The 25,344-nt window shown below is 37.9% G+C and carries 23 protein-coding genes and 4 pseudogenes; 11 read left to right on the forward strand and 16 right to left on the reverse strand.

What is annotated here, in order from left to right; genetic code table 11:
• Nucleotides 1-448 precede the first annotated feature (448 nt).
• Complete coding sequence (locus tag JOC34_RS16280; protein ID WP_205137844.1) at nucleotides 449-1,564, forward strand: 5-methyltetrahydropteroyltriglutamate--homocysteine S-methyltransferase; 1,116 nt, start codon at nucleotides 449-451, stop codon at nucleotides 1,562-1,564.
• 81 nt (nucleotides 1,565-1,645) lie between these two features.
• Here JOC34_RS16280 and JOC34_RS16285 read toward each other — a convergent pair whose 3' ends face one another.
• Nucleotides 1,646-2,290, reverse strand: a complete 645-nt coding sequence (locus tag JOC34_RS16285) for an SDR family oxidoreductase (RefSeq protein WP_205137845.1) — start codon at nucleotides 2,288-2,290, stop codon at nucleotides 1,646-1,648.
• Between the two features lie 243 nt (nucleotides 2,291-2,533).
• Between JOC34_RS16285 and JOC34_RS16290 the strand changes: the two genes are divergently transcribed.
• The 3 genes from JOC34_RS16290 to JOC34_RS16300 all read left to right on the forward strand — a co-directional run bounded on the left by JOC34_RS16290 (nucleotide 2,534) and on the right by JOC34_RS16300 (nucleotide 7,056).
• Nucleotides 2,534-5,050 carry a PEP/pyruvate-binding domain-containing protein gene (locus JOC34_RS16290; protein ID WP_205137846.1) on the forward strand — a complete coding sequence of 839 codons (2,517 nt, stop codon included), beginning with the start codon at nucleotides 2,534-2,536 and terminating at the stop codon, nucleotides 5,048-5,050.
• 91 nt (nucleotides 5,051-5,141) lie between these two features.
• Nucleotides 5,142-5,702 carry a TetR/AcrR family transcriptional regulator gene (locus JOC34_RS16295; RefSeq protein WP_205137847.1) on the forward strand — a complete coding sequence of 187 codons (561 nt, stop codon included), beginning with the start codon at nucleotides 5,142-5,144 and terminating at the stop codon, nucleotides 5,700-5,702.
• A gap of 31 nt (nucleotides 5,703-5,733) precedes the next feature.
• Entirely contained in the window at nucleotides 5,734-7,056 is a 1,323-nt protein-coding gene (locus JOC34_RS16300; protein ID WP_205137848.1) for an MFS transporter, read from the forward strand.
• 59 nt (nucleotides 7,057-7,115) lie between these two features.
• Here the strand turns inward: JOC34_RS16300 and cyoE are convergent, their stop codons facing one another.
• From cyoE to JOC34_RS16315, 3 genes are all read right to left on the reverse strand, one after another.
• On the reverse strand, nucleotides 7,116-8,057 hold the full coding sequence (cyoE, locus tag JOC34_RS16305; protein ID WP_205137849.1) for a heme o synthase: 942 nt from the start codon (nucleotides 8,055-8,057) through the stop codon (nucleotides 7,116-7,118).
• A gap of 218 nt (nucleotides 8,058-8,275) precedes the next feature.
• Entirely contained in the window at nucleotides 8,276-8,659 is a 384-nt protein-coding gene (locus JOC34_RS16310) for a RidA family protein (protein ID WP_205137850.1), read from the reverse strand.
• A 72-nt stretch (nucleotides 8,660-8,731) separates the two neighbouring features.
• Complete coding sequence (locus JOC34_RS16315) at nucleotides 8,732-9,307, reverse strand: GNAT family N-acetyltransferase (RefSeq protein ID WP_205137851.1); 576 nt, start codon at nucleotides 9,305-9,307, stop codon at nucleotides 8,732-8,734.
• A 295-nt stretch (nucleotides 9,308-9,602) separates the two neighbouring features.
• Here JOC34_RS16315 and JOC34_RS16320 point away from each other — a divergent pair, with 295 nt between their 5' ends.
• Together JOC34_RS16320 and JOC34_RS16325 are read left to right on the forward strand one after the other, a co-directional pair.
• Nucleotides 9,603-9,794 carry a hypothetical protein gene (locus JOC34_RS16320; protein ID WP_205137852.1) on the forward strand — a complete coding sequence of 64 codons (192 nt, stop codon included), beginning with the start codon at nucleotides 9,603-9,605 and terminating at the stop codon, nucleotides 9,792-9,794.
• Nucleotides 9,795-9,809: 15 nt separating this feature from the next.
• Nucleotides 9,810-10,289, forward strand: a complete 480-nt coding sequence (locus tag JOC34_RS16325) for a MarR family winged helix-turn-helix transcriptional regulator (RefSeq protein ID WP_205137853.1) — start codon at nucleotides 9,810-9,812, stop codon at nucleotides 10,287-10,289.
• 130 nt (nucleotides 10,290-10,419) lie between these two features.
• Here the strand turns inward: JOC34_RS16325 and motB are convergent, their stop codons facing one another.
• Nucleotides 10,420-11,184 (reverse strand): flagellar motor protein MotB, encoded by a 765-nt coding sequence (gene motB / locus JOC34_RS16330; protein ID WP_205137854.1) that lies wholly within the window; start codon nucleotides 11,182-11,184, stop codon nucleotides 10,420-10,422.
• Nucleotides 11,162-11,962, reverse strand: a complete 801-nt coding sequence (gene motA / locus JOC34_RS16335; protein ID WP_205137855.1) for a flagellar motor stator protein MotA — start codon at nucleotides 11,960-11,962, stop codon at nucleotides 11,162-11,164. The genes motB and motA overlap by 23 nt, the downstream gene beginning before the upstream one ends.
• A gap of 273 nt (nucleotides 11,963-12,235) precedes the next feature.
• Between motA and JOC34_RS16340 the strand changes: the two genes are divergently transcribed.
• A complete protein-coding gene (locus tag JOC34_RS16340) occupies nucleotides 12,236-14,278 on the forward strand; it encodes a methyl-accepting chemotaxis protein (protein WP_205137856.1) in 2,043 nt (680 codons plus the stop codon).
• A 129-nt stretch (nucleotides 14,279-14,407) separates the two neighbouring features.
• The gene (locus tag JOC34_RS16345) at nucleotides 14,408-15,349 is read left to right on the forward strand and encodes a DNA endonuclease (protein WP_205137857.1); all 942 of its coding nucleotides are present in this window, start codon (nucleotides 14,408-14,410) and stop codon (nucleotides 15,347-15,349) included.
• Here the strand turns inward: JOC34_RS16345 and JOC34_RS16350 are convergent.
• The 5 genes and pseudogenes from JOC34_RS16350 to JOC34_RS16375 form a co-directional block, all read right to left on the reverse strand.
• Nucleotides 15,297-15,743 (reverse strand): annotated as a pseudogene (locus JOC34_RS16350) (JAB domain-containing protein). The gene JOC34_RS16345 and the pseudogene JOC34_RS16350 sit on opposite strands and share 53 nt — an antisense overlap.
• A 391-nt stretch (nucleotides 15,744-16,134) precedes the next feature.
• Nucleotides 16,135-16,356, reverse strand: coding sequence for a hypothetical protein (locus JOC34_RS16355; RefSeq protein ID WP_205137858.1), 222 nt, complete (start codon nucleotides 16,354-16,356; stop codon nucleotides 16,135-16,137).
• Between the two features lie 481 nt (nucleotides 16,357-16,837).
• Nucleotides 16,838-16,951, reverse strand: a pseudogene (locus tag JOC34_RS16360) (flagellin); the annotation flags it as partial.
• Nucleotides 16,952-17,315: 364 nt separating this feature from the next.
• Nucleotides 17,316-18,071, reverse strand: a pseudogene (locus JOC34_RS21845) (flagellin N-terminal helical domain-containing protein); the annotation flags it as partial.
• A 267-nt stretch (nucleotides 18,072-18,338) separates the two neighbouring features.
• Nucleotides 18,339-18,545 (reverse strand): annotated as a pseudogene (locus tag JOC34_RS16375) (flagellin N-terminal helical domain-containing protein); the annotation flags it as partial.
• Nucleotides 18,546-19,110: 565 nt separating this feature from the next.
• Between JOC34_RS16375 and JOC34_RS16380 the strand changes: the two are divergent.
• Both JOC34_RS16380 and JOC34_RS16385 read left to right on the forward strand, forming a co-directional pair.
• Nucleotides 19,111-19,353 carry a helix-turn-helix domain-containing protein gene (locus tag JOC34_RS16380; protein ID WP_205137859.1) on the forward strand — a complete coding sequence of 81 codons (243 nt, stop codon included), beginning with the start codon at nucleotides 19,111-19,113 and terminating at the stop codon, nucleotides 19,351-19,353.
• A gap of 22 nt (nucleotides 19,354-19,375) precedes the next feature.
• Nucleotides 19,376-21,079: an HD-GYP domain-containing protein gene (locus JOC34_RS16385; protein ID WP_205137860.1), complete on the forward strand. Its 1,704-nt coding sequence runs from the start codon at nucleotides 19,376-19,378 to the stop codon at nucleotides 21,077-21,079.
• A gap of 67 nt (nucleotides 21,080-21,146) precedes the next feature.
• On the opposite strand, the gene JOC34_RS16390 is transcribed toward JOC34_RS16385, so the two are convergent.
• On the reverse strand, nucleotides 21,147-22,217 hold the full coding sequence (locus JOC34_RS16390; protein WP_205137861.1) for a GTPase domain-containing protein: 1,071 nt from the start codon (nucleotides 22,215-22,217) through the stop codon (nucleotides 21,147-21,149).
• Between the two features lie 199 nt (nucleotides 22,218-22,416).
• On the reverse strand, nucleotides 22,417-22,731 hold the full coding sequence (locus JOC34_RS16395; protein ID WP_205137862.1) for a DUF3892 domain-containing protein: 315 nt from the start codon (nucleotides 22,729-22,731) through the stop codon (nucleotides 22,417-22,419).
• 137 nt (nucleotides 22,732-22,868) lie between these two features.
• Here JOC34_RS16395 and JOC34_RS16400 point away from each other — a divergent pair, with 137 nt between their 5' ends.
• On the forward strand, nucleotides 22,869-23,132 hold the full coding sequence (locus JOC34_RS16400; protein WP_205137863.1) for an alpha/beta-type small acid-soluble spore protein: 264 nt from the start codon (nucleotides 22,869-22,871) through the stop codon (nucleotides 23,130-23,132).
• A 43-nt stretch (nucleotides 23,133-23,175) separates the two neighbouring features.
• On the opposite strand, the gene JOC34_RS16405 is transcribed toward JOC34_RS16400, so the two are convergent.
• The 3 genes from JOC34_RS16405 to JOC34_RS16415 form a co-directional block, all read right to left on the reverse strand.
• On the reverse strand, nucleotides 23,176-23,379 hold the full coding sequence (locus JOC34_RS16405) for a gamma-type small acid-soluble spore protein (RefSeq protein ID WP_205137864.1): 204 nt from the start codon (nucleotides 23,377-23,379) through the stop codon (nucleotides 23,176-23,178).
• A gap of 72 nt (nucleotides 23,380-23,451) precedes the next feature.
• Nucleotides 23,452-24,204 (reverse strand): MerR family transcriptional regulator, encoded by a 753-nt coding sequence (locus JOC34_RS16410; RefSeq protein WP_205137865.1) that lies wholly within the window; start codon nucleotides 24,202-24,204, stop codon nucleotides 23,452-23,454.
• Nucleotides 24,205-24,335: 131 nt separating this feature from the next.
• Entirely contained in the window at nucleotides 24,336-25,214 is an 879-nt protein-coding gene (locus JOC34_RS16415) for an RpnC/YadD family protein (protein WP_205137866.1), read from the reverse strand.
• Nucleotides 25,215-25,344: the final 130 nt, after the last annotated feature.

The following is a 25,344-nucleotide window of genomic DNA, read 5'->3' on the forward strand; positions in this document are numbered from 1 at the left end:
ATTTATCTCAGTGCTTTGTAATTTTGATTATATAATATGCCACCTGATCGGTTAACATTGTAAAACTAATTTACACAGGATTTGGGACTTGACTGCGACAAATGCCTAAATCGAGCGATGAGCGTCTGAATTCGAGCGACAAATGCCTGAATCGAGCGGCGAGCTTCTTAATTCGAGCGACAAACGCCTGAATCGAGCGGCGAGCTTCTGAATTCGAGCGACAAATGCCTGAATCGAGCGGCGAGCGTCTGAATTCGAGCGACAAACGCCCGAATCGAGCGACAAACGCCTGAATTCGAGCAGCAATACATTCTGCTTCGCACGCAGATAAAGTGCTTTTCTTTTCCAAGGAACGGAAAAGCATAATATCAGAATTTCGATGGGTTATTTTTACTGGGCTTTTTGAACAGTCTCTACAAATAAAAAACATAGAAAGAAGGAATGTAACATGTCAAATACAAACATATTAACCAAAGCACCATTCAGAGCGGATCACGTGGGGAGTCTTCTACGTCCTGACAACCTGCACCAGGCAAGAAAGGAATTCAAAGAAGGAACCATCACTGCAGCACAATTGCGTGAAGTAGAAACAAAAGAAATTAAACGAATTGTCAATAAACAAGTCGAAGTCGGGCTTGAACTGGTTACAGATGGAGAGTTTAGACGCACATGGTGGCATTTAGATTTTCTTGAGCATCTTAACGGATTTGAAGGATATGTCCCTGAACACGGTTATAAATTTGATGGGATAGAAACGGAAAAATATGAAGTTCGAAACACTGGGAAGATTTCCTTTAATCCCGATCATCCTTTCATTAAGGACTTTATCGAATTCAATGACATCGTCAACGGTCGCGCAGTTGCCAAACAAACCATTCCGAGTCCAAACCAGTTATTCAATGCCGGTATTCAAAATACGGATATTTACCCGGATATTGAGGACTACGCAGCAGACATTATTACAACCTATCAGGATGCACTACAAGCATTTTATAATGCTGGCGTCCGCTATCTGCAATTTGATGATGTGTACATTGCAGGACTTTCCGCAACTGACATTCGATTCGACGAAACCAAATATTCAAGACAGGAATACATTGATTTAGCATTACGGGTTGTTAACGGCGTTTTAGAAGGAAAGCCAGAAGATCTCGTTGTAACGACACACCTATGCCGTGGGAATTACCAATCGACTTGGGCATTTGAAGGAAGCTATGCACTGATTGCACCAACCTTATTTGCTAAAGAAAAAGTCGATGGATTCTTCCTGGAATATGATGATGACCGTTCAGGCAGCTTTAAACCATTAGAACATATTCCTGATGGTGGAGCTCGTGTGGTGCTTGGTGTCTTCACATCCAAAAACGGCGAATTAGAAGACAAAGCTGCAATCAAAGCACGCATTAAAGAAGCAACCCAATACGTACCACTTGAACAAATTTGCTTGAGTACACAATGCGGCTTCGCTTCCACCCATCATGGAAATAAGCTGACTGAACAACAACAGTGGGATAAATTGAAATTTATCGTTGAAACAGCGAAAGAAATTTGGAATGAAAAATAAGAAAAATCTTAGTACGAAAAAGACTGCACCTATTTCTATCAGGAGCAGTCTTTTTATTTACGATATTTGGAATCCAGTAAACTATTTATTTAATGCGTCTGAAATTGAGTCTGCACCAGAAACCACATTGAACGATCGGTTATAAGTATGTTCATTCGTTAAGGAGTCAAAAATGATTTTAGCAACATCCTCCCGTGGTATGGAACCACTGCTTATGTTATCAGCAAGAGAGATTTTTCCAGTCCCAGGTTCGTTTAAAAGACCTCCAGGACGAACAATCGTATAAGTAAGGTCACTTTGTTTCAGGATCCTGTCCGCATGGTGTTTAGCAACCATGTAGTAGCTTGGCGTTCCTTCTCCCCATTTCTCTCTGCTATCCGCATGAATCGCACTTACCATAATATAGCGTTTGATCCCATTTTCTTCAGCAGCTTCTATCGTTTTTGCGGCCCCATCCAGATCGATAAGCATTGTTTTATCTGCGCCTGTATGTCCACCAGATCCAGCAGTGAAAACAATTGCATCACACCCTTTTGCTGCTTTCGCAATATCTGAGACACTACCTTCGAGATCTACTAATTTGGCTTCTACCCCTGCTTTTTCAAATGCCTCCACCTGCTCTTGCTTACGAACCATCACGCTAACGGTATGTTCATCGCTTGCTTTTAACATATCAACAAGATGTTTCCCAATTTGTCCGTTCGCTCCAACAACAAAAACCTTCATCGTAATCCAGCTCCTTTTTTCATCATTCCTCTATTAAACATATCATTGCACATAAATATATCAAGTATCCTGTTTCCAAATCCTGCTCCTATGGAAGCGGGTGCATAACTCTTTCACGAAGATCAAACCGAGCATTCTAAAAGTCTAGGTCATACGCCTTATTTACATTTAATGTCATTTTCGTTATAGTTTAAAAAATGATAGTGTTCACTATCATTACATTCGATGAAGGGAGATCTACTTATGTACACACATTCATTTTCAGAAACGAAAGCGCATGTCGAAACACTTGGTGCCAAAGGCTATCACTTAGTAAAAATGTATCAGCAAAATCTACCTGTTCCCGATGGATTTATCATTTCAACAAAAGCGCTCACTGCACTTTTACAGGAAAACCAGATGAATATGGATAATAAGCGACTTTTCAATGAGGTCGTACAGGCTGACTTCCCCACAGACTTAGAGGAAGAAATACTTACTTCTTTTCACAAGTTGCTTGCAGCCTATCCATCTGTAGCTGTTCGATCTTCTTCTATCGTGGAGGATCTTGACCAAGCTTCTTTTGCTGGACAATACGAAACCTTTCTCCATATTCAATCTGATCAGGAATTTTTACAAAAGGTAAAGGAATGTTGGTGCTCTGCTTTTGCTGATCGCGTACAAACCTATCAGGGGAACATGGAAGAGGATATGAGTGACGGACACATGGCCATTGTTGTGCAAGGATTAATTAACGCCGAGATGTCCGGTGTCGCGTTTAGTGAAGATCCAATTACACATGAAAAGGATAAAGTCATTTTATCCGCAAGTTATGGATTAGGGGAAGCTATTGTCTCCGGTTCAGTGACGCCCGATACGTATGTAATCAATCATGAGAATGAGCTTATTTCAAAGCAAGTCGGTGCAAAGGAAACCATGCTTCTCCCCGACCAAGACGGGATTGTCGAAAGAAATACTACGAAGGAACAACAGCAAAACTGCTGTCTATCCGACGAACAAGCTAAATCCGTAGCCCGCTTAACAAAAGAAATTGAAGGCCATTATGGTTATCCTGTTGATGTTGAATTTGCTTTTGCAGAATCCGCATTGTTTCTCCTGCAGGCACGTCCCATTACAACAAGCAAAGAAGCGGCTGCAACACTTACAGATAAGCGCGATGAAAAAATGCATCCACATCTTATATTATCCGAAGACGATAAATCAGAATTTTGGATCAAAATGGATGCAGTAATCACGGGTCCTGTTACGCCTTTATTTGCCTCTTTCATCATTCCTGGGATTAGAGATGGGATGAAACAACTTGAAGAAGACTTTGCCACTGGGCTGTCTTTTCAAGAGATTAAAATTCATGAGGGGTATTTATTTGGTAAAGCACAAACAGCCATGGACCTAACCGCAATACAAATACCAGAAGAACAATTTCCTAGGCTTTTCGAGCGAATGATGGAAATATTAGAAAGAGACTTTTTCCCTTTTTATGAAAAGGTCGTAAGTTGGAGCGAGCAAACACTTACCTTTCAAGGAGCGATTGAGTCTGTTCAAGCTTTAAAAGACTTTTACGTGCTAGGGTACTATCAACATTTCAATATTGTGTTCCCTCAAGTACTTCTTCAGGAAAAATTGGAGCGATTGTTTGTCGAGATATATGGAGAAGAAGATCCACTCTTGTTCCACCAGTTGTTGACCGGAAAAATGAATAAGTCCTTGGAGACAGACGAAAAATTATGGAATTTTGCCAACAAGGTGAAAGATTCACCAATCCTCTATGCTGCTTTCACTGAGCAGAAAAGGGATGAATTGATAAACCATTTACAATCGTTCACAGAAGGCAAGGCACTTTTAAACGAGCTGGATGACTTTTTGGAGAACTTTGGATGGCGCTCGATCAAAAGTCATGATTTTGTAGAAGAAACCTGGGTAGAAAATCCACTCTATGCCATTAGCATCATTCAAAACTTTGTCCGAAATGACTTTGATTTTAATCAGCATTTTGAGGAGAAAAGGATAAATCGACAAGAAGCCTACGCAAAAATAAGCAAAGCAGCAGATAAAAGAAATGTCAGCCCTGAGCAGAAGGCAACATTCGATAAGTTATACCAATGGGCGTTTGATGCAAGCAGTATTCGGGACGATCATCATTTTTACATTGATGCAATGCTTGATGCAAAGGCCCGCGTGTTACTTTTGAATGTAGCAGATTTACTCGTTTCCGAAGGATTGCTTGAAACAAAGGAAATGATCTGGTTTGTTTATGATAGTGAATTGTTGGAAGCACTTCAGAGGAAGACATCACTCATTGAAATTAGCGCAAGACGTAAACAAGAGCATCTAGATCATGAACATTATCGAGCCCCTACCTACTTTGGTAAGCCAACAAAGGATGGCGAGCAATTTATTGAGATGATGGCTGGTTCAATTAATGAAGATAGCCGTAACGCTGAGAATCAGATATATGGCGTAGGAGCCTCTGGTGGTGTCTCAACCGGCCCAGCGAAAGTAGTCAATAACCCGCATGATTTTGATAAATTGGAACCAGGTGATGTGCTTGTATGTAAAATGACAACACCAGTCTGGACATCTCTATTCCAAGAGGCAGTCGCTGTTGTAACGGATACAGGCGGGATGCTCTCCCATTCAGCAATCATTGCACGGGAATATAAGCTTCCAGCGGTACTCGGAACACAAACAGCAACCGAATCTATTGCAGATGGTGAATGGCTGCGTGTCAATGGTACAACAGGATTAGTGGAAAAAATCTGAACCCTATTTCGGTCGTATGTACAGTCTACTTCTATAGTATAATAGGATGATAGTATACCATCAGTACATACTGTCGAAAGGGTGATAACAGATGAGAAAAACCGACGAACGGATATTAGAGGCCTCACTGGCATTATTTGCTGAAAAAGGATTTCGGGCAACCACGAAGGAAATTGCTAAGAAAGCAATGGTAAGTGAGGCAACTATTTTTCGTAACTTTGGCAGTAAAGAAGGTTTAATGCAAAGCGTCCTTATGCAACCTGAAGCAGACTTTACGATCGCTTTTCGTGAAACAACTGGAGATTTAAAACGTGATTTACAACATATTGGCAACAGTCTATTGCGTGATTTAGATAAACATCGTGACATACTTCAGGCTGTACTTAAGGATCCAACAGCTTTTGAGGATATGAAATCTCACGTCGTGAACAGACCGTTGGCCTTTATTAACTCTCTCGCGTCATATCTTGAGACAATGGCGCAAGACGGAAAAATCAAAGCCGGTAATCATCAAGCACAAGCACAGATTTTTATTAGCTTGATTTTCGGTTACTTCACGCATCGCATCCAGCTTGGTGAGCAATTTACATTATTGACAGATGAATGCATGATTGAAGAGAGCATCAAATTATTCTTAGACGGTGTCAGGTAGCAACCGTTATGACGAAAGAAAGGAAATAATTATGAAGCAAAAAAAGGAAAATATTATTGTTGCTTCCTTGCTTATTGGGGGTATACTCGTCCCACTCAATTCAACAATGATTGCCGTTGCATTATCATCGATGGCAAATGCACTCGATGAATCGCTTTGGATGATCACTTGGGTCGTTACGATCTACTTAATTGGCATGGCAGTTCTTCAGCCAATTGCTGGCAAGATAGGCGACCTATTTGGCTATCGGCGCTTGTATCTGATAGGCGTAGGTTTATTTATTATCGGTTCCCTTGGCTGTGGGATAGCTCCTAATTTAGAGTTACTACTCCTATTCCGTGCACTTCAAGCGATCGGCGGAGCTTTAATGACACCAAACAGCATTGCGCTTTTGCGTCTCACACTTTCAGAAGAGAAACTCTCAAAAACACTTGGGTTATTCGGATTGACAGCAGGACTTGGCGCTGCGTTAGGTCCGTTGGTAGGAGGGGCGCTGATTGGGATTTTTGACTGGCATGCCATTTTCCTAGTCAATCTCCCCTTGATGGTTCTATCATTGATATTGTCCATCGTCTTTATTCCAAAAGTCGATCAGGAAAAACAAAATATATCGCTTGATTATCTTGGGAGTATTTTACTAGCGATTTCAATTGGTAGCCTCGTCCTTTTATCAAAATCAGATACAGTGGGATCAATGATTGGATATGCAATCTTCTTAGTTATCGCAATTCCATTGTTTTTTCTAAGGGAGAAAAAGGCGAAAGACCCCATTATTAAACTGAGTTTATTTAAAAACCGTGTATTTACAGCTGCGAATTTATCTGTGACCTTTAGTAATTTTGTTATGTATGCGATTCTACTTGTAACACCATTGCTGATGGCCGCACAATTTCATGTAAGCGAAGCTGTAAGTGGATTATTTCTTTCGCTTTTCTCCATTTCGATGTCGGTCAGCAGTTTTATGGGTGGCAGGCTTCATCAGAACTTCGGGGCAAGAAAGCTTGTTTTATTTTCGTTTATTGGATTATTTATAGTCAATATTGGGTTTTCAATTGCGATCATTATATCATCGTTGCCACTCGTTCTGATCTTTCTTGTATTCGGTGGACTAGCAAGCGGCATTGCTATGCCTAGTATGCAGATGACATCTTTATCTGCCGTAGAACCCAAGATGTCTGGAAGTGCATCAGGAATCTTCTCGACATTCCGTTACTTCGGCAGTATCGCATCTTCGGTATTGATCGCAATGATCGCCGGATATCAGTACCTGTTCCTTATATTTGCCCTTGTTTCTCTGTTTGGCGTGGCGATTAGTCGTCTATATAAACCAGCTACTGCAATCGAGGGACATTAGACATATAAACAAGATCCGCTCGTCTAAATAAGACGAGCGGATCTTTCTGTATGGTGCGATTAGCTGAACATTGGTGTTGTAGCAACAATGATAAAAAGGAAAAATATCGTCAAGTAGCTTAATGAATAAACGAAAATCACCCGCGACCATTTCACATCATTTTTCACAAAGAATCCTCTAATTGCTAACGCCAACCAGCCAACATTCATCAAGGTTATTAGCACAACAAATGGCGTGCCAATTTCTGTTAAATAAAACGGCAGCGGCAGTAAACAAGCTATATACACAAAAATCTGGCGCTTCGTTGATGCGAATCCATAAACAACTGGATGCATTGGAACGCCCGCAGCCTTATATTCATCATATCTTTTCATTGCGATCGAAAAGGTATGTGGTACTTGCCAAATAAACATCAGCAGGAATAATACGATCGGTACCACATGAAAGGCGGAATCAATTGCCGCCCAGCCAATAAGCGGTGTAACAGCACCTGAAACACTGCCGATGATCGTATTCATTGCATATTTACGTTTGGTCCAAAAAGTATATAGAACAACGTATGTAAACCAACCAATGAATGCATAAACGATTGATTCTAACGTTGTAAATGACAATACAATAAAACCAAGTACTGAAAGAGAAATACCAATTGCTAAAACAGTGTTTAATGAAAAACTGCCTGTTACTGTTGGCCGGTTCTCCGTTCGTTTCATAGCTGTATCAAGATCAACCTCATACCAATTATTCAGGACAAGTGCCCCAGCCATCACAAACATACTACCAATCAATGTTACGAGCATCAAACCCCAATAATCCGCGATCGATGCGTTGGTAAAATAAAGCGCCAACCAAAAACCTGCAAAAACAGGCAACACATTGGACACGAGCACAATACCTTTAAAAAGTTCTTTCAAATCAAAAAATAAACTGGCAATCGTATGTTTATTTGCCTGGTTACTATTTACAAACTGGTGTGAAGGGGCTGTCTCCACTTTGTCCATACTTAAATCCTCCCTTTAAAAAGCGGATCATTTAAGATTATAATGATCACTCTTACATTTCAATTATAAAATAACGAATAACAATACGATAACATTATACAGTTAAGCAGGATTTTTTGCACCCCATAAAGCCCAAAATGCGACTTTTTACACCATACCGTCAATAATTCGACACAGATACATTTTATGTAAAAAAGAGGGATACGCTCCCCCCCTCTTTATTTATTCCTTTTCGCGATCATCTCGATCTCTACTTCCGCACCAAGCGGCAATCCGAGAACCGCCACACATGTTCTTGCAGGAAATGGTGCGTTAAACTGTGTCTCATACACTTCATTCATCGCTGTAAAATCGTTCATATCTGTCAAGTATACATTTACTTTTACGACATCATCTGACGTAAGATCTGCTTCTTTCATCACCTCAAACAAATTGATAAAACATTGTTTCGTTTGCGCCGCAATATCCCCTGTCATATCTTCTGCAGTTGGTGTATTCTTTGCTGTTTGTCCTGAAAAATAAATATATTCGCCTGCATCCACCGCATGAGAATATGGTCCTGATACTTCGGCAGTTTTTGCATTATAAATCTTTCTAGTCATTATTATTCTCCTCTCGTTGATCAATATACTATGATAGCTTAATTAGGTTATTTTTCAAGTTGAAGCTTGTGGTTAAATAGGTTTCCTATATTCCATTAACCAGCAATCACGGTATTCTCCTTCATGTAATTCATGATGGGGTAGCATTCGTACCTTTTTAAAGCCACACTTTTCATAACATTTAATTGCCCGTTCATTTTGTACTTGTGGATCCATAATTACTTTATCAGCATGCTTTTGTTCAAACAAAAAAGCTACCATAGATTTGATAAGCAATGTACCAATCCCCTTATTCCAGTACGCAGTTTCCCCGATAAATTGATCTATTCCATAAACATTTTCTGTTCCATCATCGCTATCTATTTTACTGGTTTTCTTATTCACATGATAATATTGTATGTATCCTATATCCAGCCCTTTATATGTAACAATACAACCAACAAGATCCTTATTACGATTATAAAGTTTTTGATGAACCTTTTGTACATCAAAAGGTTTGTCTCTTCCCTCATAAAATTCCAATACAAATGGATCAGAAAGCCATCTAGCTAATAAAATGTCATCTTTTTTCCGTAAATGCCGTACTTTTAAACTATCCTTTTCATATAGCAAACTGATTCCCTTCTCTCCAAGTTTTGATTTAGCCATTTAAAAAATATTGCTGACGTTTATCTATATCTTAACGTATTCTATAGAGTATAGATAGATACCCTCCTTCCATAAAACATTTACTAATGGCATAGATTCCTTTTTTGCTTGAAATTAAATGACGCATCATCTATTACAAAACTAATAGATGAGGTGTCATTTAATTAATAGGGGGTACCAATTTGAAAGTACATATTATGCATACAGGAAAGGTATATATAGACGGAGCATTATCCTTTAAAGAAAAAGGGCTTCATCCTGCCCCGTATAATTAATAAAGATGCCAAAGGGGTGGTTGCTATTAGCTAGTGATGTTGGCTATGCTGAAAAGTCGTGGCAAGAAATGATATTGCCTGGTTTAACAACAGACGAAAAAGCTGCTAGCTTATCACTGAAGTGGGTGAAGGACTTTGCAAACAGAGAAAATTGTCTTCGTGTTATTGCAAATCATGACCCGAACATCGTACCTGAAATCATTACATCATAACTGGGAGGAATTAATTTGGAAAATAAATTTCAAGAAGCTGAAAGGTTTAGATACCTCATCTTGGCCGCACAAAGACAAGGAAATAGAATCTTAAAGGTTTTACTAAAAGATATTGGTGTCACCCCTTCCCAGGCCGAAGTCATTAGTGTCTTAAAACATAACCAGCCAGTTACCTTAAAAGCATTGGGCAGTTTATTAATTTGTGAAGAAGGAAGTCCTTCGAGATTAGTTGAAAGAATGGTTAAAGAAAAATTTGTGGAAAGGATTCGGGAGAAAATAGATTCTCGTTATGTCCGCCTTGCCCTGACAGATTTAGGAAATGAGAAATATTTGCAGATCGTAGCTGTGGAAACAAATTTATATGAAATGCTTGCGAAATTATATACGCGGGGTGAATTGCAACAAACAAATCAAATGTTAAGTAAATTACTTGTAGATTCCCCCTTATCCTATGCGCTCAATGAAAGGGAAATCATCGACAAACCAGAAGCATAAACTTTCAATCGGTGTACCGTCAACATTCAAAACCCGCTATTCCGACTAGTTATAGGTTTCAGTAAGTAAAAAAAGAACAAGTCGCTAAAACTTGTTCTTTACATACCTTATTGCCATTCAAACAACCCATCTATTCATCCGTTTTGATTTCATAATTCGGTAAAATAAGCACCTCTACACGCCTGTTCTTCGCCCTGTTTTTTTCACTCGTATTCGGCACGATTGGCTGATATTCCCCAAAGCCTTTCGCGCTGAATTTTGTTGGATTAAGATCCCCATTTTCCAGAATGAATCCCATAAAGTTAAGTGCACGCGTAATACTTAATTCCCAGTTGGAAGCAAATTCAAAGTTATGCATTGGCCGATCATCTGCATGTCCACTGACCACAATTTGATGTGGGGGATTTGTATCTAGAAAGTTAGATACCTCTTTAGCAATTTGCTGTCCTTCATTTTTAACCACTGCACTTCCTGAGTCAAAAGAAATGTCATTTAGGATCGTTATTAATAATCCTTCATCCGTTAATTCCGTTTCAATTACTTCACCCAGATTACTTTCATCAATATAATCATCAATCATTTTTTGAATGGCTTGTAATTTGATCAGTTCTTGTTTATTATTACTTTCTTCTTCTGCCTCTTCTTCCCCATGCTCGTCTTCCTCTGATTCTATTGGAAATTCTACCAATGATTCATTATGCTCGAAGATATTCTTTCCTCCAGAGAATTCATTCTGAAACACTTCCGAAAGCTCCTTATATTTTTGCGTATCCATATCACTCATCGCAAATAAAACAATAAACAATGCCACCAACAACGTTAATAAATCGGCATAAGGGAGCAACCACGACTCATCCACACGATGTTCTTCTTTATTCCGCTTCTTTCTGCGCATCAGCTTCCTCCTGATTTATCTTCAGTAAATCCTTTGATGACATATAGGAACTCATTTTTTCCTTTACCACATTCGCTGAGTCCCCGGTAGTAATAGAAAGAATTCCTTCAATAATTATCTCTTTATGCTGTATTTCCTTTTTCGATTTTTCCTTTAACTTATTTGCAAAAGGATGCCACAATACATAGCCAGAAAAAATCCCAAGTAATGTCGCAACAAATGCAGCAGATATTGCTTGCCCTAAAACGTCCATATCCTGCATATCACCTAGCGCAGCAATTAATCCTATAACAGCCCCAAGCACGCCTAATGTTGGCGCATAAGTTCCTGCCTGGGAAAATACAGCTGCCCCTTCCTGATGTCGGCTTTCCATGGCATCCAGCTTCTCAAGCATCACATCTCGAATAAATTCTGGTGTTTGTCCATCAATCGCCAATTGCAAACCAGAAGAAAGAAATGGATCTTCTACTTCATCCACTTGCTTCTCTAATGATAAAATTCCCTCCCGGCGAGTTTGATTAGCCCAATCCGTAAACATTACAATCAATTCTTTTATATCTGATTGCTCACTTTTTTTAAATATAATCTTAAACAGCGATGGTATCTTCTTTAATGTACTTCCTGGAAAAGCAATACAAACTGATGCAGCGGTCCCCACAAAGATAATTAGTAATGCAGCAGGATTTATTATTGCTACGATACTAACCCCTTTTAATACCATACCGACTCCAACAGCAATGATGCCTAACAAAATACCTATAATTGATGTTTTATCCATTTATTAACCTCCAAAACTTTACAGCGCAATTCCCCTTCGCGTTAATCACGTATTAACATGTCTAAGTATAATGTCGGTTAGTTCGCTTAAGTTTTGAAGGGTTTTGGCGAAATCAAGAAATAATTGATTATAGTAATCATAGGTAATCTTACATTTATTGGTTTTCAACCATGATATCGGTCAAAAGTCCTATTTAATCTACATAAAATAGCAATCATTCCGATAATAGATGCATAACTATTTCTAAATAATCGAAAGAGGAAGGTGAATTTTATGGAATATAGTAATAACAATGACAATCGGACAAAGAAGCGTATATGGAATTTCTTTAATCATTCAGTGCAAAATCAAATTCTTATACCTTTTTTAGCTTTAATTATTTTGGCAGGTGTCATCATTGCCTTTACAACCTATACGCTTAGCAAAGACATCATGATCGATGAAAAGGCCAAAAGCGTTGAATCCCAAATGGAAAATTTAAATGACACTTTTGATACCTTTTTTACGAATAAAGAAAATGTATTAAACCGTTTTTCAAAGAGCGATCTCATACTTAATTACGATGGAAAGAAAGATCGTCTTGAACTGATGGATTACTTTGGTGCCACTGTAGATACGGATAACGATATTATTAATGTATACACCGTCGCAGATACCGATGGGAAGACAAACATTTATCCTGATGCCGATCTAGCCGACGACTTTGATGGTACGGAAAGAGATTGGTACCATGATGCTATAGAAGCTGACGGTGATATTATTTGGACGGAGCCTTACATAGATGAAGCTACCGGAAATATGGTTATTACCGCAGCGCAAGCTATATACAAAAACAATAAAATCATTGGTGCGAATGGGGCAGACATTCTTGTTGACACATTAATAGATATTACAAATAAGATTAAATCAAGTGAGTCTGGATATACGATGATACTCAGCAAGAACGGAGACTTTGTCACACACCCTGATGAAACACTATTAGGTCAAAGTGCAGCAGAACATGCTTTTTATGAAAAAATGCAATCAGGTAAAAATAACGGATTAGTAGCGTATACGGAAGATGGTAATAAAAAAGTTCTAGGTTATGCAGTAAACGACATCACAGGATGGACTTTAGCTGAAACTGTTTATGAAAAAGATTTTAGAAATATCGCAAATAAGACGCTTTTACCAATCGGAATTACCTTGGGGCTGATTATCTTACTAGCCATTGCCGTTTCATTTTTTATAACCAGACGGATCACTAAACCAATCAAGTCCCTACAGCAAACAATGAAGGAAGTTGAAGATGGCAATCTGTTAGCAAAAACAAATATTCAATCGAAAAATGAAATTGGAGAGCTTTCACATAGCTTCGAAAACATGTTGCGAAAAATGCAATTGATGATGCTAAAAGTAAAGGAAGTTTCCGTCAATGTATCCGAGGCTTCGCAAACATTAGTAGCTAGCGCTGAAGAAAATACAGCATCATCCAATGAAGTTGCGACAACAATGCAACAAATAGCAACAGGTGCGAGCGAACAAGCAGAACTAATGGAACAGAGTGCAGTTGCAACCGAAAATCTTTCCACATCGATCCAACAAATTGAGGCACATAATAATAGGCTCTTTGAAGAAGAAAAAGTGATGAGCGAAGCTTCAAAAAGAGGTACAAAAACGGTGGACGGTCTGAGGAAACAATCAGAGGAAACAGGTATCATGACAAATGAAGCGGTACACGCTATCCAATCTTTGGACGATAAATCAAACAACATCAATACAATCGTCACAAAAATGGCCGATATTGCCAGCCAAACAAATCTATTGGCATTAAACGCTGCAATCGAAGCGGCCCGAGCTGGCGAAAATGGACGAGGATTTGCAGTAGTAGCGGACGAGGTTAAGAAACTTGCCGAGCAAACCGAAAACGCTCTAGGTGATGTTTCTGGCTTAATTGAAGAAATGCAGGCAGAAATGAAATCTACCGTAACATTAATCGGTAAGACAAGTGAAGTTATCCAAACGCAATCACACTCGGTAAACGAGACAGAACAAGCATTTATAAGCATTCAAGAAACAATAGAAACAAATAGTAAATTAATCAATGAAGTAATGGAAGTAATGAAAACCGTGGTGGACCAGGAACAATCAATCTCCAGCAATACGCAAAACATTGCGTCCATCAGCGAGGAAACAGCAGCGGGAACGGAAGAAGTCTCCGCATCTATCGAGCAGCAAACAGCGTCGATGGAACAGTTGAATCATTTGGCAGAGGAATTGGATTCGTATTCTGCGGAAATGCAGGAGGAGTTGGGGAGATTTAGGATTGAGGAGTAGAGGGAGTGGGGGGTTTTACCCCCACTCTCCTCTTAATTATAAATTGTTATAATATTATCTTGAAAAATCAGTTTATTACTTTTATTTATGCTATAATAAGAACAGATGTTTCAAGGGGGGGGATTTATTATGGTAAATAGCCTAAGCGCGATTCAATTTAATATCCTTATTGCAAGTATAATAGGTGATGGAGAAATTACTAAGTTATACCCAAAAAGCAGAAGAAAGAATAATAGTTACCGGGAACATTATGGCATACAACAAATAGAATATAGGAAATGGAAAGAACAAATAATGGATGGTCTATTTTATCTCACACCTAAAAGTAATACACTCAGATCTAAGTCATCTCAGCTTTTTACTGAATTGTATCCATTATTTTATAATGCCAAGGGGCAAAAACAAATACCCGTATCTTTATTACCTCGTTGTATTTTGCCACATTTCTTGGCTGCACTATATATGGATGACGGTTCTTTATGCATCACATCTAGAATCAACCACAGGAAAAAAATCATCTATCTTACACCTCAAGTTTATCTTTACCTACAAAATTATTCCTTTCAAGACTTAACACAATTGAACAATCACATCAAAGTAAGTTACAACATAGAATTAAAATTTGGTCATCGTAATGATGGCCATGGTCATATTTTAAGAACTATATCTGTGGATCAAGCCCTTAAATATTTACATACAATCCAGCCTGTAGCAAAATCATGTCCATCTATGTTTTATAAAACAAGCTGGGATTTTAGATTACGAAAGGATACGAAAAAATATAACAGTTTATATCCTGACTATCAAGTGTTAAGTAGTAATTCATCAAGAAGCAAAGCATACGATGAAATAGAACTTGATAAAATGATTTCACTTAAAAAGCAGGGCATAACGGACAATGAAATTGCTGATACAATCGGTCGGACGTATTGGTCAGTAGTATACAAACTTTCGGAACTTAGAAAGCAAAAGGGAAAATTTAATTCACTGGCTTTTTCATGTTTATTATTCAGTGATTTTAATGATAACGCCGTCTGGACGATTTATCAGATGTACATTTTTTATCTTTGAGTGAAACAAAGCGATCATACCCCATAATGGTATGATCTAACAGATCAATTCGAATCATCTCTCCCGCTTCCTTCAGTCTTTTAGTTAATGAATATCCTCTTGACTGGTTTTGGCACTCCGATGGGTGATTATGTCCAATTAAAATGGAAGCAGCATTTGATAGAATAGCTGGCTTCATTACTTCCCTGAGGTGAAAAGGCTTGCATTTAAACTACCATTATGACAAATATTAATAGCTGTTTGCTGATTCTTTGTATAAACAGGCAACTATGAAATACTCCTGATCAACATCATCTAGAAATTGCTTCAACAAATCATACCCATCTTCTGGGCTAAGAACACAACGATCTTGATACAGTAAGCTAGATTCCTTCACTAACTTTAGACTAACAATATTTACACGCTTTGCAGGTGTTCATTTTTCTTTCACTTCTTTCACTTCTTTCACATGCAACAATTCCAATTGCTCTACATTTGATTCATACGTTTTCATATATATTTTCTCCCCAAATTAAAATAAGCCCCAATTCCACAATGGGAATTAGGACTTTAAATTGATTCGGGATTATAATATATATTTACTTACTCATTTGATTCAGTCAAAAAGGTGTAAACTAGTTAGATTATTACCTACTACCTATCCATTTAATTCAGTAGTTCTTGCTCTATACTTTTTTGTTTTTAATGTACCATTACAAAGGATTTTTGTTCTGCTTTCAGATATATACAGAATCCAGGCTTCAAGAGGGACTGTAAAAATCTGGAATAGACAGGCACTTTCAAATTTATTCAATTTTAATGTTTTTAATCTGTCTCCAATTTCCATGTTCTAATATAAATACAGTACCTAATTGTGGTTTTACCCTAATTCTAGTTTTAACATTTTTGCTATCAGGAGTAACATAATATAAATCATCTGTATCCTCTTTTTGAAAATCAATCCTACAAAATCCTAAATTATTTTGAAGTAATTTTTTAATACTCTCTATTTGCTTTTGTTCATACATATTATCCATCCTCCTCTATTTGATCTTAGTAATCTAGACTAGGTTCTGTGTATGTAAAAAGGCACTAGCAATGCTAGTGCCTTTTCCAAAACATTCAATATTAACGTAATAACTGTAATACACCTTGTGGTTGTTGGTTGGCTTGCTTTGCCGCTATGTCTTTCGATCATAGAATAGACTATATCTTCACCCTATAATTTCTATAGGGGCTGGGCGCTTCGAGTATTGTTTATTACCCTACGAATCTCATTGCCATGGCTTTCTGTTAAGCTGTAGACAGTTCATTCTAGTCGTTGAACCTTCGCCAGGTTTTCACCTTAGGCGCTTGGCTGCTGATTATCCATTGTAGTATTGTTTTGTTTTTCAGACCATCACGCCTACCGTTTCCAGCTGCGTTGTGGTACAAAACACTTTAGGATGTTCCAGCAATTCACCCAGTCATGCTCTAACCCGTTACCAGATTAGACGCCCGTTCACAACATTACTGAAGAAGTTGTAAAACACCTTGAGGACTCTGTTGTGCTTGAGCTAACATTGCTTGTGATGCTTGTGATAGGATGTTGTTCTTCGTGAACTCCATCATTTCTTTCGCCATCGTGCGACAATTACTTTCATAATTGACCAGACTATATCTTCACCCTCAGCTTCATCTGTTAGGGGTCGGGCGCTTCGGATTCAGAAGAATTCACATTCCCTCTTTCACCTACGAATTTCATCACCATAGCTATTGCGGTAGGTGGTCTATTCTAGTCGTTGGACCTTCACCAGATTTTCATCTTAGGCGCTTGGCTGCTGATCGCCCAATCTCTCTACTTTTTAATCCGTCACGCTTGCCGTTTCCAGCTACGTTGTGGAGCAGAAAGCTATTAGGGGTTTCCAGCAATTCACCCGATTGTACTCGCTAACCGTTACCAGTTAGGACGACTGTACTTCATGCTGCGTTAAGCAGCTTCAGTATAATCAACGTCTCTAATACGTGATTCCGCAGCTGTTAGGTTTTCAGAAGAAGCACCTAAGTTATTGATTGTGTGTTCTAGACGGTTTTGAACTGCTCCAAGTTTAGAACGTTCAGATGAAACTGAATCAATTGCAGTTTGGAATTTAGTGATTGCAGCGTCAGCAGCTTCTTGTGATGAAATGTCGATACTACCGAATGCACCGCCTTCTTCAAGTTCTTTCGCGCCATCTTTTGTTTTGAAGGTTGCTGCTGTTGTAACTTCTCCATCCTCACCAATTTCTGCTGATTCGTCAACTACGACATCAGAAACTGCATAGAATTTTGCATCTTCGCCTGTTCCAACTTGCACTGCTACAACATTATCTCCGCTTTTAAGTACCTTTCCAGTAAATTCTTCTCCATCAATTTTGAAGTCTTTTGGAGCATCACCTTCCGTTAATTTACCTTCAACACCTAAAGCTTCCGCTCCCATAGCATTGATATCAATCTTAAGGTTTTGTTCTGAGTTTGCACCAATGTGGAATGTCGCATTAAAATCACCATCAAGCAATTTTTGTGTGTTGAATTCCGTGTTATTAGAAATACGCGTTAATTCTTCTGCTAGTTGGTCTGCTTCTTTTTGAAGCTCAGCACGATCTGTCTCAGTATTCGTATCGTTTGAGCTCTGTACTGCTAGTTCTCTCATTCTTTGAAGAATTTCTTGTGTTTCATTCAATGCACCTTCAGCAGTTTGGATTAGAGAAACCAAATATGTTATCGCAGTGGCTTTTTATCCACTGCTTCTTTATGTTTCCATAAAGTTCAGATCATATCTTCATCCCATAAGGATGCTCCGCGCTCGTGGGTGGGTTATTGGTATGGTTCCTCACCACCTGATCGTTACACCTTCCTAACTACATCTAACCAATTCATTAGGCTTGGCTCGGTATTGCCCACCATCGACACTGCTAGTCTGGTTTGGGGTTTCACCGAATTCACGGAGTTATCATCTAAATATTACTACTTAGAGCGGCATTTCCAGTCTACCGTCTTGGGCGTTCTTGCTCGCCATATCTAATCCACGAATTTGTCCACGCATTTTTTCAGAGATTGCTAGACCTGCAGCGTCGTCTCCTGCTTTGTTGATCTGAAGACCTGATGATAGCTTCTCCAATGAACCTTGTACTGCGTTGTTGTTTGCACCTAATTGACGATGTGTATTAAGTGCTGAAATATTGTGATTAATAATCATTATTAATCTACCTCCATGTTTTTTATTTTTTAGCAAGCCACATCCTTGTGTCTTGCCATATATAATGACTCTATAAAATAGAGTTATTACCCTGATGTATTCCCTCAAGCATGCTGGTACTGCCATGGTGTTAACCCACAGCCGCATAAGGTTTCCTCTACGGTTACTACTTCAATCTTAATTACGCTAGCTTGCTCATCGATAACAAAAAATTTCACCTGTTCTTCCCAGATGTTCCTGCCATGGCAAATCTTTTCTTGCTGACGTCACTACTTATATCGGCTATATATCTTTTTGTTTAAGCTTTTTTTATAAAAGTTTTAGCTAGGACGATAATATTTTCAACAATATATAAATCTGACTGCCATTTTTGTGTATTTCCTCGGAAAAATGTCACTTAAATCAGGTGGAGTCCGATTTAAAACTGTATTATTATCAAAAATAGGTAATTAGTACTAATTGAAATTAAAAATGGATTAAAAAGAACTACTTCTTCTCGTATTTTATACAAAAATACTCGTTAATAGCAGTCTTTCTTATTTTAAAGATTAGGAAGGAGTTACCTATGTTGGAAACATTAAGTATAGCTAGTGATTCAGCCGTTCTGAAACAATTAGGAGCTCGTTTGAAAGTTTATCGTTTAAGCAAAGGCATTACACAAGAAGAACTTGCAGAAATAGCAGGGTTCACAAGGTCCTATTACACAGAAATTGAAACAGGGAAGCGCAACACTTCCATTTTAAATTTATATAGATTATCGCTGGCATTAGATGTTTCATTAAAGGATATCGTCAATATTGCGTTCTAAAAGAAGGGATAGGTTCAAACCTATGATAAGTAAAAATATTAAAGATGTCCTGCCAAATGAGATTTTAGGAGAGGACGTGTATCATGACCAGTTGTTACTAGTTAATAAAGGCACAAAGTTATCCAAACGAACCATTGCCCAATTAAAAAAGCGCAATATTGAAGAAGTGAAAATTACAGTGGATATATCACAAGAACAAATAGATCCTATGCAGCAAACACCTAATGAAATCAGTGAGTTACTGGAAGGAGAAGTTTCCGTAGCTGATACATGTAAAGCAGACCCAACAAGAGATACCTTTTTTCAGGCATTATCTTTTGTAGGCTATGAATACCGCTACGGCAAAATACTCAATAATGATGAAGATATACAGTTTTTACTTCAATTGTTCAAGGACATGCATCAAGATTACGAACTGATGGATACTTTATATGCCCTTAAAGACTGGAACCATGATAATTTTATACATTCATTCGATGTCTTTATCTTAGGGACATTAGTAGCAAAAAAACTTAATTTGCCACATTTAGAGCGTACTGCACTTGGTTTTCTTTTCCATGACATTGGTAAATTGAACATTCCACAAGAAATATTGCACAAAGATGGCAAACTAACTTATGACGAATTTGAGTTGTTCAAAAGACATACAATGGAAGGAGAAACGATATTAAATACCTTAGGTCAACATCATATCGCACATTTTGCTAGATCTCATCATGAAAGATTGGACGGTTCCGGATATCCAGATCAATTAACCAGAAAAGAATTATCTAAGGAATTAAACATCTTACAAATCATTGATACATATGCTTCCCTAACATTAAAACGTGCCTATAAGCATGCACTACCAGCCCAAGAAGCACTTCAAATGCTTATGCAAGACGAAAAACGGTATGATGAAAGCATTCTATATAGCTTTATCGAAGCATTATCGATTTATCCATCTCATGCATTGGTCTTGTTATCTGATCATACTGCAGCAACGATCAAACAAGTCAACAAACATGTGCCTACACTACCAGATATCAAGCGACTAGATGAGGATAAGGTTGCTTCACTTCCATTGGATTTCTCTGTTACCGTTTCTAAAATGATTCATTTTCAGGCAACAACTTTCCAAGCTCGGTATTTAGCGTTTTTCAATGCATTAATGAAAGGTGATAATGTAGCCTGCAGTGAAGCATTTTCTTACCTAATTGATGATTTAAAATTAGAAGAAATTTATACGAGAATTTTTTTACCCGCGTATTGGAAGTCCGTTAAATTATTTGAACATCGTGAAGTAACTGAAATCGAATATAACAACAGTCATGATGGATTAATCAATTTGTTAGCACAACTTGAACAAGAAATCAGTGCTTTAAATCACTACAAATTAAATGCACTTATCATTATGGAAGATCATCCAACCTATCAGGTACCATTGAAAATAGTACGCGGATTATTGCATTGCGAATATATTTCTCCTACCGTAATCCAATCTACTATTTCTAAAAGTGATTTAAAACGCTGTGTGGTAAAAAATAATATACAAGACATATGTGTCATTTATGCTGATGATACAGCCAAACAAGCATATAAACATTTACGATCTAATGAAATGAATAAAAGTTATAAATCCTATCATGAATTAAACCAACTTTTCGAGGATATTACAGCCATCGAAAATCAAAGTTTAAAATTCTATGAACGTTTATTCGATTTATCATGTACGCATGTAACATAATCAAGTAGACAACCATCAAAAAACCATACTATACGATATAGTATGGTTCCACTTCATTCACTTCTATTTAATAATTCAATTCCTCTTTTAATATTGCCTCAGCAAGCTCATAACAGTCATTTAAATAAGATTTACCAGCAAGATAGGTGATCGTATAACCACCCGCTGCAGATATGGCAATACCGATTAATGGGATATATCTCGATGCCTTCTGGGCAATTTGCTTCCCTGCCTGTTTTTGCAGCAGATTAACAATGCCATCATAGGACAACGATCGGATGATATTGTTGCCGATATTCGCTAAATTGGGATATAAATTTAGTTTTGTTACCTTCTTGATTCTTTCATCCGTTAAGTCGAAGTTTTTTCTTACTTCTTTGAACAGTTTTTGTAAAACGTTTAAATCAATCGCTAAGTTTAGCCCCGGTACCGGATTTAATCCATTCGCAGCTGCTAGTAATGATTTACTGATGACAATTTTTTCACACGCCTCCCTTTTTCTTTTGAGAAAATCCAATGAATATGCCTTCGCATTTCTTTCCCATTTTTCTTTTTTCGTATCATCTAATCGCGCGTAGATTTCATTCACTAGCTCGTCTAGGCCTTCCCTTGTCACACAGCTCGTAAATACGGTTTTTACTTCACCATATCGTTTTTTGATATCATTTTTCACTGCTTCTTTTAATTCCTGTTTACTTTTCTCACCAGTCGTGTCCACAAGACTATCCGATTTATTGCTTACAAAGAAACACGGCTTCTTCTTTTCAATGATCTTATGAAAAAGTTGATCATCTGCCTGATGAAACTTGCCTGAAAAAACACAAATAAACAGGTCATATTCATCTAAATTAAATCTATCCCAGTATTCACCTGCCGGAAATTTGCTTGTCCCATATCCTGGTAAATCGGTTAGGATATTCGAATTATCCTCGCCCCAAGGGACTTCTCCCTCACTTTTCGTTGTATCCGTTTCTGTTGAAACATCGACAACATTTTTTCCAACCAATGCATTAATCAAGGAAGATTTCCCCGCACCCGGCTGGCCAAAAAGGGCAATTTTTATTTCTATTTTACTTTCTTTTTCCAGTTCATTTATGATGTCATCTATTGAATTTGTATTCGTGTTCGTGTTACGCATAGAATACCTCCATGATTCGTTTTTACACTGATAGGGATGTATGTTTTCCCCTTTCAGGTTCGCCAATCGACGCGTTTCCTTTAAATTATCTCATTGGAACGACCTTTTTACAATAATGAGGGGAGCCGCTTACTCAATATTATAAAAGGAATAGAGGATATTCGCTCATTATATACCACGGTTATCATATTAGCTCCCTTCAAAACAAGGGTAAGTTATCTAAGTTATTCTCTTTTATCCCATCCGGTTCGCTTCGAATAATATCCCTGCCATATTTATGAAACACATCAATATGTGCTATCATCCCCGCTTTCGCTTCATCTAGTGCCGTTATATAATCCAATTCCCGTCCTGTCTCTGTTTTAAAAGCGATGATATCGCCATCTTCATTTTTTCTGACTGCTGCGATCTTTTCTTTTCCATCTAATGGTTCTAACTCCGCTTCCATACCATCTTTCTGTGCACTTTGTTCGCGATATTCATTATATATTTTTTCAAAATCCTGCTGTGTCATATTTATCAACCTGCCTTTCATTTATATTTATTATTTCCTAAAGATAACGGTTTATTAAAAAGTAAAAAGTTCCCTTCCGTTTATACGGAGTGAACCAGTGAATTTAGGAAAACCTATTGAAAAAGGAGGAGAATAAGATGGCAAGAAATAAAATATTGATTCCTGAAGCGCGTAAAGGATTAGATCAATTAAAAGGTCGTGTTATGAAGGAAAAAGGATACGATGTAAATGATGATCCCAACGACGTGAAATATGAAATCGCTGACGAACAGGATATTCCACTTCATAAAGGATATAATGGACAACTTACCTCTGAAGATGCCGGGAAAATCGGTGGACCGATTGGCGGCAATATGGTAAAAGAAATGGTGAAGATGGCGCAGGAACAAATGAAAAAATGAAAGTATCCGCTGGCTTCAGATAGCCAGCGGATACAAAGCATACTTATTTTTCCCGAGACTGCTGATTCTTCTCGCTAACAGCCTCCGTATTCGTGTCGCTATATATTTCAGTACCATGTCCTCCAGTTGTTTTAGCTAAAAATTCCTTGACTTCATTATAGGACATACCGGAGTTTTGGTTTGCCTCTTTGACAGCATTGATGTTTGTCCCTGCAACTGTAAATTTATCATCGTTATTTTCCTTCATCAATATCCCCCCTACTTTGTTTCCTTTTATTTTGTCCATGAAGGGGGTTTTAAGTCAGGGATAGAATGACAATTAACCTTTTCGAGAAGCATATGCTTCTGCTGCTATGCAAAGATAATAAGATAGACCAATCTGTTGCTCCTCCAGCATATTCCGATGAAAATCATCATTCAGGAAAAAACGATTCTGCCCAGCAAAATCATGTTCAGTTATGTTATGTCCATGATTATTCAAAAACGCAAGGTGTTGCTGAATAAGATGCTGTACTTTACCGTCATCAAACTTCAAACCACCTTTTAAAGATTGAATCATTTCATCCATAAAGCGTTTCGCTTCTAACGCCGATTCATTCATCGATTCCACATTAATCGGATCCTCTCCGATTATATCGTAGTCGTATTTTTCCTTAATATATGCCTTTTGTTTTGCGAGTGCCGCTTCCCACTCTTTTTCGCTTTCAAATCCGGTGAACAGTTTTGATTCGCTCATAACTTCTCCCTTCCTGGCGTGTCCGATGGATTCATCCAATGTCTTTATCAACTTTTCCAGTCTTTTCTTACGTGTATGGATCAACTGTCGCTGCTCAGACAAGACGGATAATCTTTCTGGCTCGCCATCCAACATCCCTTGAATTTTTTTGAGTGGGAAATCCAGTTCACGATAGAATAATATGTGCTGTAAACGTTGAAGCTCTTTCATACCGTAAAGACGGTAGCCAGCTTCACTCACCTCACATGGTAATAAAAGTCCAATTTTATGATAATGATGGAGCGTCTTCACTGTAACTTTCGCTAAAGCTGCAGTTTCTTTTACCGTGTACAACATTTCAACCACCTCAATGATTACTTTAAAGGCTCCTCCAAGGGGAGAGTCAACAACAAATTACAATTCATTTTTATTGTTAGCATGTTAAAAAATGATCCAAAGACAGCTATTCATCTTTGAATCATTTCATGCTATAAGCTTTTCTTCAGTTCCTCTATTTCCACTTTTTCCAAATTCGTTACCTCCACGATATAATCGATCGAAGAACCTTTTTTCAACATCTCTAATGCTACTTTCTTTATTCCTATTTCTTTTCCTTTCTCAATTCCCTTCTCTTCATATGAAATGGGGATTTCCATAATCTGATCCGCTTCGTCCAAGTGTTTGATTTCATCCATCAATGCTTCCTCCTCTGCTTCATTTAATTTTAAATAACTCTCAAAAAAACCATAAACCAGCCTTTGTTTCGCCGGATCTAATTCCATTTTCACTAACATGCTCAAGAATTCTTTTTTAACTTGAATCTTCTCCTCTTCGGTGTAACCCATTTTGCTTAAAAGCGCCGCAGCGGCAGGATTATTTGAATTAATATAATCTCGCCAATTCTTTTTATGCAAATGCAAGGTCAAATAATTGAATGTTAATACATGAATGAATGGAAATTCCATTGTGTATTGGTTCTTTTCCCAATTTCCTTCATAACTAAAAACTGCAATTGGAATAATTGGCTTGCGATACTTGTGATATAAGAGACTAAAATAATGGTACATCCGCTTATGAAAATAAGTTTGCTTTGTGCTTTGTGGTTCCACATGAATAATAATAATCGAGTCCGTTTCCTTTAACTTTGTTTCAGTGACAATATCAAGCAGGCGGGTTTCACCCTCAATTAGATCTGTAAATACTTCTTCAGATAATGGTTTGATCGCTTGAAAATCAACTATTTGATAAACTTCCGGAAAGAACACTTCCAGAAATTCCCCGAAGAATGTTTGAATCAGTTCCTTGAATAGTTGGTCGTGCCGGATGTAGTCTGAGGGACTTACCTTGACCACTGGTGCTAGGGGCATTTTAGCACTTCCTTTGCAGATTTGTATGGGGACTTACAGAAGGTGTTTTTCTACTTATAGTATACCAAAAAATTCGACAATGAAAAAGCGTTTACACATCGCTTTCTGTGCGCACGCTTTTAAGTAATCC

Source organism: Virgibacillus halotolerans, from assembly GCF_016908515.1.
Classification (GTDB): domain Bacteria; phylum Bacillota; class Bacilli; order Bacillales; family Amphibacillaceae; genus Virgibacillus_M; species Virgibacillus_M halotolerans.

Bases quoted from the DNA above. Each gene is read 5' to 3' on its own strand.
- JOC34_RS16280 (WP_205137844.1), top strand. From the start codon at position 449: ATGTCAAATACAAACATATTAACCAAAGCACCATTCAGAGCGGATCAC.
- JOC34_RS16285 (WP_205137845.1), bottom strand. From the start codon at position 2,290: ATGAAGGTTTTTGTTGTTGGAGCGAACGGACAAATTGGGAAACATCTT.
- JOC34_RS16290 (WP_205137846.1), top strand. From the start codon at position 2,534: ATGTACACACATTCATTTTCAGAAACGAAAGCGCATGTCGAAACACTT.
- JOC34_RS16295 (WP_205137847.1), top strand. From the start codon at position 5,142: ATGAGAAAAACCGACGAACGGATATTAGAGGCCTCACTGGCATTATTT.
- JOC34_RS16300 (WP_205137848.1), top strand. From the start codon at position 5,734: ATGAAGCAAAAAAAGGAAAATATTATTGTTGCTTCCTTGCTTATTGGG.
- cyoE (WP_205137849.1), bottom strand. From the start codon at position 8,057: ATGGACAAAGTGGAGACAGCCCCTTCACACCAGTTTGTAAATAGTAAC.
- JOC34_RS16310 (WP_205137850.1), bottom strand. From the start codon at position 8,659: ATGACTAGAAAGATTTATAATGCAAAAACTGCCGAAGTATCAGGACCA.
- JOC34_RS16315 (WP_205137851.1), bottom strand. From the start codon at position 9,307: ATGGCTAAATCAAAACTTGGAGAGAAGGGAATCAGTTTGCTATATGAA.
- motB (WP_205137854.1), bottom strand. From the start codon at position 11,184: ATGCGCAGAAAGAAGCGGAATAAAGAAGAACATCGTGTGGATGAGTCG.
- motA (WP_205137855.1), bottom strand. From the start codon at position 11,962: ATGGATAAAACATCAATTATAGGTATTTTGTTAGGCATCATTGCTGTT.
- JOC34_RS16340 (WP_205137856.1), top strand. From the start codon at position 12,236: ATGGAATATAGTAATAACAATGACAATCGGACAAAGAAGCGTATATGG.
- JOC34_RS16345 (WP_205137857.1), top strand. From the start codon at position 14,408: ATGGTAAATAGCCTAAGCGCGATTCAATTTAATATCCTTATTGCAAGT.
- JOC34_RS16355 (WP_205137858.1), bottom strand. From the start codon at position 16,356: ATGTATGAACAAAAGCAAATAGAGAGTATTAAAAAATTACTTCAAAAT.
- JOC34_RS16380 (WP_205137859.1), top strand. From the start codon at position 19,111: ATGTTGGAAACATTAAGTATAGCTAGTGATTCAGCCGTTCTGAAACAA.
- JOC34_RS16385 (WP_205137860.1), top strand. From the start codon at position 19,376: ATGATAAGTAAAAATATTAAAGATGTCCTGCCAAATGAGATTTTAGGA.
- JOC34_RS16390 (WP_205137861.1), bottom strand. From the start codon at position 22,217: ATGCGTAACACGAACACGAATACAAATTCAATAGATGACATCATAAAT.
- JOC34_RS16395 (WP_205137862.1), bottom strand. From the start codon at position 22,731: ATGACACAGCAGGATTTTGAAAAAATATATAATGAATATCGCGAACAA.
- JOC34_RS16400 (WP_205137863.1), top strand. From the start codon at position 22,869: ATGGCAAGAAATAAAATATTGATTCCTGAAGCGCGTAAAGGATTAGAT.
- JOC34_RS16405 (WP_205137864.1), bottom strand. From the start codon at position 23,379: ATGAAGGAAAATAACGATGATAAATTTACAGTTGCAGGGACAAACATC.
- JOC34_RS16410 (WP_205137865.1), bottom strand. From the start codon at position 24,204: ATGTTGTACACGGTAAAAGAAACTGCAGCTTTAGCGAAAGTTACAGTG.
- JOC34_RS16415 (WP_205137866.1), bottom strand. From the start codon at position 25,214: ATGCCCCTAGCACCAGTGGTCAAGGTAAGTCCCTCAGACTACATCCGG.